This is a genomic window from Bacillus sp. FJAT-14266 (assembly GCF_001719225.1).
In the GTDB taxonomy this organism is placed as follows: domain Bacteria; phylum Bacillota; class Bacilli; order Bacillales; family Bacillaceae; genus Bacillus; species Bacillus subtilis.
On the sequence record NZ_CP017072.1, the window covers coordinates 846,443 to 860,187 of the forward strand.

General features: G+C 43.3%; 13 protein-coding genes and 1 tRNA gene. 9 read left to right on the top strand and 5 right to left on the bottom strand.

Annotation, left to right across the window (positions count from 1 at the left end; translation table 11 throughout):
• The first annotated feature begins 4 nt into the window (after nt 1-4).
• Genes mdxF through pgmB form a run of 6 tightly spaced genes read left to right on the top strand, consistent with a single transcriptional unit; the run spans nt 5 to nt 7,638 of the window.
• On the top strand, nt 5-1,312 hold the full coding sequence (mdxF, locus tag BGM23_RS04425; protein WP_046663979.1) for a maltodextrin ABC transporter permease MdxF: 1,308 nt from the start codon (nt 5-7) through the stop codon (nt 1,310-1,312).
• Entirely contained in the window at nt 1,313-2,149 is an 837-nt protein-coding gene (gene mdxG / locus BGM23_RS04430; RefSeq protein WP_015251161.1) for a maltodextrin ABC transporter permease MdxG, read from the top strand.
• A 4-nt stretch (nt 2,150-2,153) separates the two neighbouring features.
• The gene (locus BGM23_RS04435) at nt 2,154-3,038 is read left to right on the top strand and encodes a DUF1189 domain-containing protein (RefSeq protein WP_046663978.1); all 885 of its coding nucleotides are present in this window, start codon (nt 2,154-2,156) and stop codon (nt 3,036-3,038) included.
• Nucleotides 3,016-5,289 carry a maltose phosphorylase gene (gene mdxK / locus BGM23_RS04440; protein ID WP_015714760.1) on the top strand — a complete coding sequence of 758 codons (2,274 nt, stop codon included), beginning with the start codon at nt 3,016-3,018 and terminating at the stop codon, nt 5,287-5,289. The genes BGM23_RS04435 and mdxK overlap by 23 nt, the downstream gene beginning before the upstream one ends.
• The gene (gene malL / locus BGM23_RS04445; protein ID WP_015714759.1) at nt 5,282-6,967 is read left to right on the top strand and encodes an oligo-1,6-glucosidase; all 1,686 of its coding nucleotides are present in this window, start codon (nt 5,282-5,284) and stop codon (nt 6,965-6,967) included. The genes mdxK and malL overlap by 8 nt, the downstream gene beginning before the upstream one ends.
• Nucleotides 6,964-7,638 carry a beta-phosphoglucomutase gene (gene pgmB / locus BGM23_RS04450; protein ID WP_046663977.1) on the top strand — a complete coding sequence of 225 codons (675 nt, stop codon included), beginning with the start codon at nt 6,964-6,966 and terminating at the stop codon, nt 7,636-7,638. The genes malL and pgmB overlap by 4 nt, the downstream gene beginning before the upstream one ends.
• 62 nt (nt 7,639-7,700) lie before the next feature.
• On the opposite strand, the gene clpP is transcribed toward pgmB, so the two are convergent.
• On the bottom strand, nt 7,701-8,294 hold the full coding sequence (gene clpP / locus BGM23_RS04455) for an ATP-dependent Clp endopeptidase proteolytic subunit ClpP (RefSeq protein ID WP_003228214.1): 594 nt from the start codon (nt 8,292-8,294) through the stop codon (nt 7,701-7,703).
• Nucleotides 8,295-8,563: 269 nt separating this feature from the next.
• Between clpP and BGM23_RS04460 the strand changes: the two genes are divergently transcribed.
• Nucleotides 8,564-8,639, top strand: a tRNA-Arg gene (locus BGM23_RS04460).
• Between the two features lie 283 nt (nt 8,640-8,922).
• Here the strand turns inward: BGM23_RS04460 and cotR are convergent.
• A complete protein-coding gene (cotR, locus tag BGM23_RS04465) occupies nt 8,923-9,885 on the bottom strand; it encodes a sporulation hydrolase CotR (protein ID WP_015251166.1) in 963 nt (320 codons plus the stop codon).
• 355 nt (nt 9,886-10,240) lie between these two features.
• Between cotR and BGM23_RS04470 the strand changes: the two genes are divergently transcribed.
• Nucleotides 10,241-11,584 carry an FAD-binding oxidoreductase gene (locus BGM23_RS04470; RefSeq protein ID WP_003228217.1) on the top strand — a complete coding sequence of 448 codons (1,344 nt, stop codon included), beginning with the start codon at nt 10,241-10,243 and terminating at the stop codon, nt 11,582-11,584.
• Between the two features lie 251 nt (nt 11,585-11,835).
• Nucleotides 11,836-12,348 carry a DUF3231 family protein gene (locus BGM23_RS04475; protein ID WP_003243249.1) on the top strand — a complete coding sequence of 171 codons (513 nt, stop codon included), beginning with the start codon at nt 11,836-11,838 and terminating at the stop codon, nt 12,346-12,348.
• Nucleotides 12,349-12,383: 35 nt separating this feature from the next.
• Here BGM23_RS04475 and BGM23_RS04480 read toward each other — a convergent pair whose 3' ends face one another.
• The 3 genes from BGM23_RS04480 to BGM23_RS04490 form a co-directional block, all read right to left on the bottom strand.
• Nucleotides 12,384-12,704 (bottom strand): QacE family quaternary ammonium compound efflux SMR transporter, encoded by a 321-nt coding sequence (locus BGM23_RS04480; RefSeq protein WP_003228222.1) that lies wholly within the window; start codon nt 12,702-12,704, stop codon nt 12,384-12,386.
• Nucleotides 12,704-13,039, bottom strand: coding sequence for an SMR family transporter (locus BGM23_RS04485; protein ID WP_014480966.1), 336 nt, complete (start codon nt 13,037-13,039; stop codon nt 12,704-12,706). The genes BGM23_RS04480 and BGM23_RS04485 overlap by 1 nt, the downstream gene beginning before the upstream one ends.
• A gap of 81 nt (nt 13,040-13,120) precedes the next feature.
• Entirely contained in the window at nt 13,121-13,705 is a 585-nt protein-coding gene (locus BGM23_RS04490; protein ID WP_003244443.1) for a TetR/AcrR family transcriptional regulator, read from the bottom strand.
• Nucleotides 13,706-13,745: the final 40 nt, after the last annotated feature.

Sequence of the window (13,745 nt, forward strand, 5' to 3'; positions counted from 1 at the left end):
AAAAATGAATAAACATCACACACTTGCAAAGCAAAAACGAAAGGCAGGGCTTTTATCGATCATTCCAGGACTTGGGCAGATTGCGAATCAGCAATTGTCAAAGGGGCTCTTATTTCTTGCCATCACAGGCTTGTTTGCTTTTGAATTATGCGTTTTCGGTATACAGGCGCTAACCGGATTGATGACATTGGGAAGTGTTCCCGGTGAAGATCACTCGCTGTTTATGCTGATTGAAGGCACGCTGCAATTGATCGTGACGGTGATTTTCCTCATGTTCTATATCTTTAATATCCATGATTCGCGTAAGACCGCCGCTATGAAAGCGGCGGGTTTGGAAGTCAATACAACAGCCAAGGATATGATCTGTCATGCGGGCGATAAAGGGTTTCCATATCTATTTACACTTCCGGCATATATCATGATGGTGTTTGTGATTATTTTTCCGGTTTTGGTGACTCTGTTTGTTGCATTAACAAACTATGATTTTTATCATATTCCGCCTAATCGTCTGATTGACTGGGTCGGGTTTAAAAATTTCTTAAATATTTTTTTCCTTGGCTCCTATCGTGAAACATTTGTGAATGTACTGGGCTGGACGGTTATCTGGACAATCTGTGCAACAACGCTGCAAATCATTTTAGGTATTGTGACGGCACTTTTCGTCAATCAGGATTTTATAAAAGGCAAGCGGATATTTCGAATGATTTTCTTATTTCCATGGGCTGTTCCGGCGTTTATTACAATCATGAGTTTTTCCAACATGTTTAACGACAGCATAGGAGCGGTGAATGCACAGGTGATACCATTATTCAATCACCTGCCGTTTCTTGAGCTGCCTGCGATCGCGTGGAAGACTGATCCTTTCTGGACAAAGACAGCCCTCATTATGATTCAGACGTGGCTCGGCTTTCCATATATTTATGTCATGGTAACGGGAGTGCTTCAGGCGATTCCAGGTGAATTGTATGAAGCGGCAAAGATTGACGGGGCCACTTTTATTCAGCGTTTTCGGCATATTACATTCCCGATGATTTTATTTGCCACAGCACCCGTGATGATTACTCAGTATACGTTTAATTTCAATAATTTCTCGATCATCTATTTATTTAATGAGGGAGGGCCAGGCAGTGCGGGAGCCGGGGCCGGATCGACCGATATCTTAATTTCGTGGATTTATAAACTGACAACAGGCACATCACCCCAATATTCCGTTGCGGCGGCTGTGACACTGTTAATTTCTTTAATTGTCATTGGAATTTCACTGATTGCTTTCAAAAAATCGAATGCTTTTGGCAATGAGGAGGTTATGTAGGTGAACGCGAGCACTGCCAGAATGCTTAATAAAATCTGTACGTATTTATTTTTGACGCTTTTAAGTATTGTCATTATATATCCGTTGCTGATTACGGCATCATCAGCCTTCCGTGTGGGAAATTCGGCGGCTTTTCAGCTCGATTTTTCGGGTTCTTGGACGTTGGATCATTTTAAGCGGCTATTTGACGAAACGCTTTATCTCAATTGGTACAGCAATACACTTGTCATCGCGCTATCGGTCATGGTTTTGCAGGTTACAATCGTGACACTTGCCGGGTACTCGTACAGCCGCTATCGGTTTGCAGGCAGAAAAAAGAGCCTGATATTCTTTTTAATCATTCAAATGGTGCCGACAATGGCGGCGCTGACTGCTTTTTATGTCTTGGCGATGCTGATAGGCGCACTCGATCAATACTGGTTTTTAACAGCGATCTATATCGGCGGCGGAATTCCGATGAACACGTGGCTGATGAAAGGTTATTTTGATACTGTGCCGAGAGAAATTGATGAAGCCGCGCGAATTGACGGAGCGGGACATCTGAGGATTTTCGCTTCAATTGTTCTGCCGCTTGTTAAGCCAATGCTCGCGGTACAAGCGCTTTGGGCATTTATGGCACCGTTTGGCGATTATTTGCTGGCAAAGTTTTTGCTTCGCTCACCGGAAAGGCTGACCATTGCTGTAGGATTACAATCCTTTATTTCTAATCCGCAGCAGCAAAAAGTAGCTCTATTTGCGGCTGGTGCCATCCTTGCCGCACTGCCGATATGCGTTCTATTCTTTTTTCTCCAAAAGAACTTTGTGTCCGGTTTGACAGCCGGCGGAACAAAGGGGTAATTCAATGAAGAATTCCGAGAATAAAAGCTTTATCATCCGCTGCCTGAAGGCGGCTGCATCTCCATCAGGTGTTTGCAGCTATGGGAATACCTTCAGCTGGCTGCAGCTCTCTTTTCTCTTTATGTTTTTAACGGCCTGCTTAATGGCGCCGTTAGCGGTTTCGTTTGTGAAAATGGATCGCTTCAGCGTTTCATCTTTCATGCCGTCAGCGATTCAAGGAGTTAATGATCAATTTGCTGATCAATTGCAGGGTTTTCAAATCAGGAACGGAAAACTAACAGGCGGGAAGAGCTCTGAGAGGATTGAAGATGGGCAGAATGTGATGGCAGTTGATATGAAGCATGAATATGAGACAAGCGGTGAAAATGGGCGATTGAAAGTAACTGGATTTGAAAACGCCGTCATATTTCAACCTGATCAACTGGTGATCACCGATCAAAACGAAACGGGGTTTTCTGTTGGCTATGCGAAAATGGACGTTAAGCTCGAGAAACCAAACGTCCATGATGTAGAGGTTTTGATCGATACATTATGGTTGGCACAGTATAAGCCGCTGATCATGATGCTGGCATATGCGGTAATCTTTATGATCCAGCTTTTGTTAACGTTTGTTCTTGCAGGTGGCCTCTGGATCACAAAAATATCAAACATGATCTCTATTGCGTCATTCAAGGAAGCAGTATCTACGGCGATTTGCGCCTCGGCACTGCCGGCATTTGCGGCAGCTGCTATCGGCATGGTTCATTTTGATTTGATTACTGTATTGATGATCCATTCGTGTGGCGTTACTTTGATGATTTCTTTTGCATTTAGATATTTGACCAAAACCCGCCGTGATAATGGAAACTTACATTCGGGAGGAAATGATGATAAATCAGCGGTTATTTGAGATTGATGAATGGAAAATCAAAACAAATACATTTAATAAGGAGCATACACGGCTGCTGGAAAGCCTGACGTCTCTTGCCAATGGCTATATGGGGGTCAGAGGAAATTTTGAAGAAGGCTATTCAGGCGACAGTCACCAAGGCACATATATTGCAGGCGTGTGGTTCCCCGACAAAACGCGAGTAGGCTGGTGGAAAAACGGGTATCCAGAATATTTCGGAAAAGTGATCAATGCGATGAACTTTATGGGCATAGGCCTATATGTTGACGGTGAAAAAATCGATCTCCATCAAAACCCAATCGAATCATTTGAGGTAGAACTCAATATGAAAGAGGGGATTCTGCGGCGAAAAGCTGTTGTCCGCATTCAAGATAAAACCGTCAGAATCAGGTCAGAGCGGTTTCTTAGCCTTGCTGTAAAAGAACTCTGTGCGATTCATTATGAAGCGGAGTGCCTGACGGGACATGCTGTCATTACGCTTGTTCCTTACCTGGATGGAAATGTGGCAAATGAAGATTCTAACTACCAAGAACAGTTTTGGCAGGAGGAAGCGAAAGGTGCTGATTCTCACAGCGGCCATTTAGCGGCAAAAACGATCGAAAATCCATTTGGAACACCGCGCTTCACGGTTTTAGCCGCGATGGCAAACGAGACGGAGGGTTTTGTCAATGGAAGCTTTAAAACGAATGAAATGTATGTCGAGAATCGCTACAGTTATCAAACGAAAGCATCATTGAAAAAGTTTGTGATTGTCACGACTTCCCGTGATTTTCGGGAGGAAGAGCTTTTATCGAAAGCCAAGGAGCTTTTGTCGGATGTGGTAGAGAACGGCTATGAAGATGCAAAACGGAGGCACACTGATCGATGGAAGGAAAGATGGGCAAAAGCGGACATTGAGATTAAAGGAGATGAGGAGCTTCAACAAGGAATCCGCTACAATATCTTTCAGTTATTCTCGACATATTACGGGGGCGATGCCCGTTTGAATATCGGGCCGAAAGGATTTACTGGCGAGAAATATGGAGGTGCCGCATATTGGGATACTGAGGCGTACGCCGTTCCGATGTATTTGGCGACAGCCGAGCCGGAGGTGACGAAAAACCTGCTTTTGTATCGCTTTCATCAGTTGGAGGCTGCCAAACGAAACGCTGCAAAATTGGGGATGAAGGGGGCACTTTATCCGATGGTGACGTTCACCGGTGATGAATGCCACAACGAATGGGAAATCACCTTTGAAGAAATTCACCGCAATGGCGCGATCTGTTATGCGATCTACAATTATATCAATTATACAGGCGACCGAGACTATATGGAAGAATACGGGATAGACGTACTTGTGGCAGTCAGCAGATTTTGGGCCGACCGTGTTCACTTCTCGAAACGAAAAAATAAGTATATGATCCATGGCGTCACTGGGCCGAATGAATACGAAAACAACGTTAACAACAATTGGTATACGAATGTCATTGCGGCTTGGACGTTGGAGTATACTCTACAAAGTCTCGAAAGTATCTCAGCGGAGAAACGCCGCCTTCTGGATGTGCAGGAAGAAGAATTGAAAGTCTGGAGAGAAATCATCCAGCACATGTACTATCCGTATAGTGAAGAACTGCAAATTTTCATTCAGCATGACACGTTCTTGGACAAAGATCTGCAAGCAGTTGACGAATTAGATCCAGCGGAGCGGCCTCTTTATCAGAAATGGTCATGGGACAAGATTCTCCGCTCCAATTTTATTAAGCAGGCAGATGTTCTCCAAGGCATTTATCTTTTTAATGACCGTTTTACAATGGAAGAAAAACGGAGAAACTTTGAATTTTATGAGCCGATGACTGTTCATGAATCAAGCCTATCGCCCTCTGTCCATGCGATTCTCGCAGCCGAACTCAAGCTGGAAAAGAAAGCGCTCGAATTATATAAGCGCACAGCAAGGCTTGATCTTGATAATTACAATCATGATACGGAAGAAGGCTTGCATATTACTTCAATGACGGGGAGCTGGCTGGCAATCGTTCATGGTTTTGCAGGCATGCGCACCGCGAATGAGACGCTGTCATTTGCTCCGTTTTTGCCGAAAGAATGGGACGAATATTCATTCAACATCAATTATCGAAATCGATTAATCAATGTGACGGTTGACGAAAAGCGCGTTATTTTTGAGCTTGTAAAAGGCGAGCCGCTGCACATGAACGTTTATGAGGAACCAGTTGTCCTACAGGGACGATGTGAAAGGAGAACGCCTAATGAGTGAATGGTGGAAAGAAGCTGTCGTTTATCAAATTTACCCGCGCAGTTTTTATGATGCCAATGGAGATGGATTCGGGGATTTGCAAGGTGTGATTCAAAAGCTGGATTACATCAAAAATCTCGGGGCGGATGTCATCTGGCTCTCCCCGGTATTTGATTCCCCGCAGGATGACAACGGATATGATATCAGCGATTACAAAAACATGTACGAAAAGTTTGGGACAAATGAAGATATGTTTCAGCTGATTGATGAAGCCCATAAACGCGGAATGAAAATCGTCATGGATTTGGTCGTGAACCACACATCAGATGAGCATGCTTGGTTTGCTGAAAGCTGCAAGTCGAAGGACAATCCTTACCGGGATTATTATTTTTGGAAAGATCCTAAACCGGACGGCTCAGAGCCGAATAATTGGGGATCGATCTTTTCAGGCTCAGCGTGGACATACGATGAAGGAACAGGGCAGTATTATTTGCACTACTTTTCGAAAAAACAGCCTGATTTAAATTGGGAAAACGAAGCCGTTCGCCGGGAAGTTTATGATGTAATGAGATTCTGGATGGATAGAGGCGTTGACGGCTGGCGGATGGATGTGATCGGCTCTATTTCTAAATACACCGATTTTCCGGACTACGAAACGGATCACAGCCGCAGCTATATTGTCGGCCGTTATCACTCTAACGGCCCACGTCTTCATGAGTTTATTCAAGAGATGAACAGGGAAGTGCTTTCTCATTACGACTGCATGACAGTCGGAGAGGCAAACGGCTCTGATATTGAAGAGGCGAAAAAGTACACAGATGCAAGCAGGCAAGAGCTGAATATGATCTTTACATTTGAACATATGGATATTGATACAGAACAAAACTCGCCAAATGGGAAATGGCAGATCAAGCCGTTTGATTTGATTGCTTTAAAAAAGACGATGACAAGGTGGCAGACCGGGTTAATGAATGTCGGCTGGAATACCCTGTATTTTGAGAACCATGACCAGCCGAGGGTTATTTCCCGCTGGGGCAATGATGGGAAGCTGCGTAAAGAATGTGCGAAGGCATTTGCAACGGTTCTGCACGGCATGAAAGGAACGCCGTTTATTTACCAGGGAGAAGAAATCGGCATGGTCAACAGCGATATGCCGCTGGAGATGTATGATGATCTTGAAATAAAGAATGCATATCGTGAACTAGTCGTCGAAAACAAAACGATGTCAGAAAAAGAGTTTGTCAAAGCCGTGATGATAAAAGGAAGGGATCATGCGAGAACACCGATGCAGTGGGATGCCGGAAAACATGCGGGATTCACAGCCGGAGACCCGTGGATACCGGTAAATTCCCGCTATCAAGATATCAATGTGAAAGAGTCTTTGGAAGATCAAGATTCGATTTTCTTTTACTATCAGAAGCTCATTCAATTACGAAAGCAATATAAGATTATGATATATGGCGATTATCAGCTGTTGCAGGAGAATGATCCGCAGGTCTTTTCTTACCTTCGAGAATATCGAGGGGAAAAGCTTCTTGTCGTTGTGAATTTATCGGAAGAAAAGGCTCTGTTCGAAGCGCCTCCAGAACTGATTCATGAGCGTTGGAAAGTGCTGATTTCAAACTATCCGCAGGAGCGGGCTGACTTAAAGAGTATTAGCCTCAAACCTTATGAAGCTGTGATGGGCATTAGTATATGAAAGCGGTCATTTTTGATTTAGACGGAGTGATAACAGATACTGCTGAATATCATTTTCTCGCTTGGAAGCACATCGCAGAACAAATCAATATCCCTTTTGACAGAGACATGAATGAAAGGCTAAAAGGAATCAGCAGAGAAGAGTCACTTGAAAGCATATTGATCTTTGGCGGTGCGGAAACAAAGTATACAAATGCGGAGAAACAAGAGCTTATGCATCGGAAAAATCGCGATTATCAAATGCTGATCAGCAAATTGACGCCGGAAGATCTTTTACCGGGGATTGGCAGGCTTCTATGTCAATTGAAAAACGAAAATATAAAAATCGGGTTAGCATCTTCAAGCCGCAATGCTCCTAAGATTTTAAGACGCTTGGCAATTATCGATGATTTTGATGCCATTGTTGATCCGACGACTCTTGCGAAGGGGAAGCCTGATCCTGACATCTTTTTAACAGCTGCAGCGATGCTCGATGTTTCCCCTGCTGATTGCGCGGCAATAGAAGACGCAGAAGCAGGCATTTCTGCAATCAAATCTGCGGGGATGTTTGCGGTTGGTGTCGGTCAAGGACAGCCGATGCTTGGTGCTGATCTGGTTGTGAGGCAGACGAGTGATTTGACGCTTGAGCTGTTACATGAGGAATGGGAGCAGTATAGAATAAAAAGTGTTTAAGGGAGTCAATTCCTTGAAATGAAAAAAACCTGCAAGAGACGCAGCTCTTGCAGGTTGTGTTATTACTTTTTGTCTTCTGTGTGAGTCAAAATTTTGTCAATCAGGCCGTATTCAAGCGCTTCTTCAGCAGACTTGAAGTTATCACGGTCTGTGTCGCGTTCGATCACTTCAAGCGGCTGGCCAGTACGTTCAGCTAGGACTTTGTTTAATTTGTCACGAAGCAAGAGAATGCGTTTCGCAGCAATTTCAATTTCTGTCGCTTGACCTTGCGCACCGCCAAGTGGCTGGTGAATCATGACTTCACTGTTTGGAAGCGCATAGCGTTTGCCTTTTTCGCCGGCTGCAAGCAGGAACGCGCCCATTGACGCAGCCATACCGATACAAATTGTAGATACCTTCGGCTTAATAAACTGCATGGTATCATAGATCGCCATACCGGCTGTAATAGAGCCGCCCGGGCTGTTGATGTAAAGAGAAATTTCTTTTTCAGGGTCTTCTGCTGCTAAGAATAAAAGCTGTGACACGATGGAGTTCGCAACGTTGTCATCAATCGCAGATCCAAGCATGATGATACGATCCTTTAATAGACGAGAATAAATGTCATACGCTCTTTCCCCGCGGTTCGTTTGTTCAATGACTGTAGGTATTAAATTCATAATGCTCCTCCTTCACCTTTTAGGTAAGTATGTAGTTACATGATACATTTTTGGTCAATAAAGGTCAAACAAAAAGCTGGCCTGATATGCAAAGTCGTCTCTTTTTCCCATTTTCCCCAAAAATACAGGGGTTCAAACCATCGTATGTCAGATTGCCAATTAAGATGCTTTGTCTATTTAAAAAACGGCCTCTCGAAATAGAGGGTTGTTATTTGAATGGAATTATCGTATAATTAGTTGTGCTGACGTTCTCATAACGCAGTCATTCTGCGCTCGTAGCTCAGTTGGATAGAGCGGTGGTTTCCGGTACCACGTCTGTCGGGGGTTCGAATCCCTCCGAGCGCGTCCAATAGAACAACAGGAAAGACAAGGGTTTGGCGATTTGCCGCTCTTGTCTTTTTTGTGTGAAAAAGGGAATTGCATACCTTAGAGTAACATTTCAATTATATTCTTTAGTTTGAACCCTCACTTTCAAAAGAAGAAGTATGAATTGAGTTTTTCATTCATCTTATTAGCTTGTGATTAACAAACCTTTAAAAAAATCCGGTTCTACCCATTGCCTGTATTTATTTTGAGAATCTTCTCTCGGACAAAATTGGATAAGCGAGAATAGTTTTAAAATAAAAATTTATTTGCTTCCCCAGTTCTTCTCTATAAATTGAATTGCAGGCTGTAAGTTGGTTTTGTTCGCAATTTCAATGACAGCGGGAACGACGGCAGGGTCCGTTTTGGAGAAGTTCGGAATCCGCGGATCTAACCGGAAAAAACGATCTCCCAGAAGATTCGCACTGACCATGGATTCATAGTACCCATTACCGCCAGCAATCATCTGAAGAAATGGCAGTAAAGGTTCATTAGGCGACCTGTCCAAAAGGACTCCCCAATTTGGAGGAAGGTTCTTCAGATTTTCGGGACGTATGTTATCTGCACTTACCATTCCCCATCCCCTCGTATCTCTTCTTAACCGAGTCGGGGCTTCACCTGTTCCGATGGACAATACCGCAATTTGATCCAATGGCACGTTGGCTTTACCAACTGCAAACGCGATACTGGCTGTACTGGGATTCGTTGCTACTACATATCCGTCCACGTAGTTTTGATAGGCGCGTTGCGTCGCGGGAGCACCGCTGCTCCGCAGTATGACATCACTCACTTTTTCATTTAAATAGGGAGAGCCGGGAAAATTGTGAAATAAGACAGGAGTCCAACGGTCCAGTTTTTGAGAGTATAATTTGAATGATGGGACAACAATTCGTTTTCTTAAATCTATAAGTTGAAGATCTGCTGGGAAAAAATTTCTTACCGCTTTAATAAAACCGGAATAGGGTAATTGTTGGTTGAAAACAGGTCCGCCTGGCCGGGAAATGCTGAATGCGGGCAGGATTTCATCCTCAAAATACTGAAGTGTTTCCCTCGGAGATCTTCCGCTTGCTAATGCAAGGGCAGTAAATGAACCGATTGAATTTCCCGAAAATACATGGGTTCGACTAATTAACTTCGGGTTTTGCCTAGCCAATCTGTTTAATAGTTGTAAACTTAAAGCACCTAAGGTACCGCCGCCGTCAAAGGTCATAATCCGATATTTTGCCAAAGCTGATGTCTCCTTTCTACATACATTCAGTATATGATGATCTAGAGTCTGTTGTATGGATGTATACCTCTGGTACTAAACACTTCTTCATCTCTCTTTTCTTTTGGCCTAAACGAATATTCACTCCGAAAAAAACTGGACACTGCTCCTAAAAACGATAAGAAAAAACGCTTGTTGGAGGATTGGACAGGAAGTTTGCTCAAAATTGTTTGAAAAATGTTTCTCAGCAGACCTCACCGACGAAAAAGGCCTTAGCGTATTATATTTATAGTTCGTAGATCATTTGTCTATGCGATTATCCAGCTCCTGCATATTTTAGTATCTGAATCGAATTTCTTTGGGAGTGAAATAATATATGGGATCAACACAGTTGACAGGGCGTGTAATCTTCAAAGGAGACCCCGGCTATACAGAGGCTATTAAGAATTGGAACCCTTATGTGGATGTCTATCCTCTTGTCTTTGTTTTTGCGCAAAATTCATACGATGTAAGTAATGCCATTAAATGGGCTCGTGAGAATAAAGTGCCCTTACGTGTCAGAAGCGGTCGCCATGCTTTAGATAAGAACCTTTCAGTAGTAAGTGGAGGAATTGTTATTGATGTGAGTGACATGAATAAAGTTTTCTTAGATGAAGAAAACGCGATTGCAACCGTTCAAACTGGTATTCCCGTTGGCCCGCTTGTAAAGGGATTAGCTCGAGACGGTTTTATGGCTCCGTTTGGAGATAGCCCAACAGTTGGAATCGGGGGAATTACGATGGGCGGCGGATTTGGTGTACTCTCACGATCGATTGGCCTTATAAGTGATAACCTTCTCGCGCTGAAAACGGTAGATGCAAAAGGAAGGATTATTCACGCAGATCAATCTCACAATGAGGATTTGCTATGGGCTTCTAGAGGCGGAGGAGGAGGTAACTTTGGATATAATACCCAATATACATTCAAAGTTCATCGTGCCCCTAAAACTGCAACCGTCTTCAATATTATCTGGCCGTGGGAACAATTAGAAACGGTATTTAAAGCTTGGCAGAAATGGGCTCCGTTTGTAGATGAACGATTAGGATGCTACCTTGAAATTTACAGCAAAATAAATGGTTTGTGTCATGCAGAAGGAATTTTCCTCGGTTCGAAAACTGAATTGATTCGATTATTAAAACCTTTATTACATGCGGGAACTCCAACAGAAGCAGATATCAAAACATTATACTATCCAGATGCTATAGATTTCTTAGACCCTGACGAACCCATCCCTGGCAGAAATGATCAGAGTGTTAAATTCTCCTCGGCATGGGGTCATGATTTTTGGTCTGACGAACCCATTTCAATCATGAGAAAATTTTTGGAAGATGCTACTGGAACAGAAGCCAATTTCTTTTTTATCAATTGGGGTGGTGCTATAAGCAGAGTCCCTAAAGACGAAACTGCCTTTTTTTGGCGCCATCCATTATTTTATACGGAATGGACGGCTAGTTGGAAAAATAAATCACAAGAAGATTCAAATCTTGCATCAGTTGAAAGAGTGCGTCAGCTGATGCAACCATATGTAGCAGGTTCATATGTTAATGTTCCAGATCAAAACATTGAAAACTTCGGAAAAGAATATTATGGCGCAAACTTTGCGCGGCTTCGAGAAATAAAGGCGAAATATGACCCCGAAAATGTATTTCGTTTTCCGCAAAGCATCCCGCCATCTCGTTAAAGTTTATTAAAGACAGAATCAATGACTCATATTAAAAAGCACTTGAATAGTTTCCGGTATCTTGTCTGTCGGGGTGCGAATCCCTTCAGTGCGTCCAATCAAACAACAGGAAAGACAATGGTTTGGCAACTTGCCACTCTTGTCTTTTTTGTTTTGTTTCATTTCATAAATCTTTTCCGCTGAAACATAAATGTTCCTCCGCTTGGGCACGTTATGAAATGTGCAATATTGAATATGGGAGGAGGATGAACATGGGTATTTTAAGCGGAAATCCGCAGGATGAACCGATGCATTACGGTGAGGTATTCGGCTTGTGGAGTTATGTGATGGCGGGCAATAAAATGGTCGGCAATTACCAAATGCTATTGAATCATGTCGGTGATGACGACCTGAAGAAACTGCTTCGTGAGTCTATTGAGAAATGCCAAGATGAAATCAAACAGGTCAGCACGATCCTGAAAGAAAACGGGGTGGCGCTGCCGCCGGCTTCTCCTGAACCGCCGACAGCAGATCTTAACGACATTCCGCCTGGCGCACGGTTTCTCGATCCGGATGTGGCGGCCTCCGCGGCAGCAGAAAATGCTGCAGGTCTGGTGACATGCAGCAAAATGATGGGGCAATCGATTCGTGAGGATATTGCCATGATGTTTGGGCAATTTCATATGTCGAAAGCGGCAACCGGCGCAAAATACTTAAGGCTGCTAAAAAACAAAGGCTGGCTCATCCCACCGCCGCTTCATCTTCAAAAACATCACGAAGCTTAATGGCAAAGGCATATACAGCTGTATATGCCTTGATTTTATGAAGATGACGTAAGACGCAGGCCGATGACGCCGGCTAGGATAAGGCAAAGTGAAATCACCTGTGAAAGCTGAAACCGCTCCTTAAACCAGATGAGCCCGACCGCCGAAACACCAATGCTTCCAATGCCAGTCCAGACGGCATATGCGACTCCGGCAGGCAGGACGATCATCGCTTGGGAAAGGCAGTAAAAGGATAAGCCGAATCCAACAGTCATCACAATGATTGGCCATTTTTTTCTTGTTCCGTCTATATATTTCATGGCAATGGCAGCTATAATTTCTTCTATGCCGGCAATCACTAATAAAAACCATGCCATTATTGTTCACCTCCCGGCTGAGATTTGCTTTCTTTCGTAAATAATTTCATTCCTAAAATGCCAGCCAGCAATAAAGCTAAAAAGAACATTTGGGCTGCTGAGAAGGATTCGCCCAGAACAATTCCAGTCAGATATGTTCCGACGGTTCCGATTCCCACAAACACAGTGTACGCCGCGGCCATCGGGATTTTTTGATAAGAGCGGATCAACAGGATAAAGCTGACCGCGATTAAGATAAAAATGATGATCCAATCCAAAAGCGAATCGGCATGTTTGAGGGAAGAGGCCCAAACAACTTCTAAAAGCCCTGCAATAAAAACAAGAACCCAATTCAAATGAAACACCTCTCTATTTTATGAATGAACGTCAGTCATTTTTAGGGCATTAAAAAATGAGCGGTGTTACCCAGTCATTTTTTAAGCAGTACCTAAGCTCCGTTTTAAGAAAGTGAAAATTTCCTTTTTATACACTTCAACATTTTCATCTTGTTCAAATCCGATATAGAATCGTTCCGCAGTATTCTCGACCAAGTTGATAATCGTTCTGGCCGTCCATTTTGAATTGATTCCTTCCGTTACCTCGTGGTTTGCAATGGCCTTGTTGATGATTTTTTCAAGCCAGGAATAATAAGGCTGATAGATCGTCTCCCATTTTTCCATGGAGTGGTCGATCGCAAGCCCGGAATAACAGAGGACAATAATATCCTTATGGCGTTCTGTAATGAGAAATGTCTCATCAATTAATATATCTAAAACGGTCCAAAAATCCTCGTCCCCATGCAGCCTACCTTTGATTTGATCAAGTGTATGGGTGAGGAGATTTTCTGCAATGGCCGGTATGAGGGCATTTTTAGATGAAAAATACAAATAGAATGTTCCTTGGGCAGTGCCGGCCTTTTTGACAATATCAGAAATAGAAGCTTTGTCGAGGCCTTTTTCAGAAATGACTTCTATGGCAGCCTGCAGAATTTTTTCGTATTTGCCCGATGTTTGTTTTGGCATGAGGAACACCTCCGATAATGACTGACTCTCATTCATTTTA

What these genes read in the sequence shown, in the direction of transcription:
- BGM23_RS04470 (WP_003228217.1), top strand. Translation starts at nt 10,241, where the DNA reads ATGGGATCAACACAGTTGACAGGGCGTGTAATCTTCAAAGGAGACCCC.
- BGM23_RS04480 (WP_003228222.1), bottom strand. Translation starts at nt 12,704, where the DNA reads ATGGCATGGTTTTTATTAGTGATTGCCGGCATAGAAGAAATTATAGCT.
- BGM23_RS04435 (WP_046663978.1), top strand. Translation starts at nt 2,154, where the DNA reads ATGAAGAATTCCGAGAATAAAAGCTTTATCATCCGCTGCCTGAAGGCG.
- BGM23_RS04475 (WP_003243249.1), top strand. Translation starts at nt 11,836, where the DNA reads ATGGGTATTTTAAGCGGAAATCCGCAGGATGAACCGATGCATTACGGT.
- BGM23_RS04490 (WP_003244443.1), bottom strand. Translation starts at nt 13,705, where the DNA reads ATGCCAAAACAAACATCGGGCAAATACGAAAAAATTCTGCAGGCTGCC.
- mdxF (WP_046663979.1), top strand. Translation starts at nt 5, where the DNA reads ATGAATAAACATCACACACTTGCAAAGCAAAAACGAAAGGCAGGGCTT.
- mdxK (WP_015714760.1), top strand. Translation starts at nt 3,016, where the DNA reads ATGATAAATCAGCGGTTATTTGAGATTGATGAATGGAAAATCAAAACA.
- pgmB (WP_046663977.1), top strand. Translation starts at nt 6,964, where the DNA reads ATGAAAGCGGTCATTTTTGATTTAGACGGAGTGATAACAGATACTGCT.
- malL (WP_015714759.1), top strand. Translation starts at nt 5,282, where the DNA reads ATGAGTGAATGGTGGAAAGAAGCTGTCGTTTATCAAATTTACCCGCGC.
- clpP (WP_003228214.1), bottom strand. Translation starts at nt 8,294, where the DNA reads ATGAATTTAATACCTACAGTCATTGAACAAACGAACCGCGGGGAAAGA.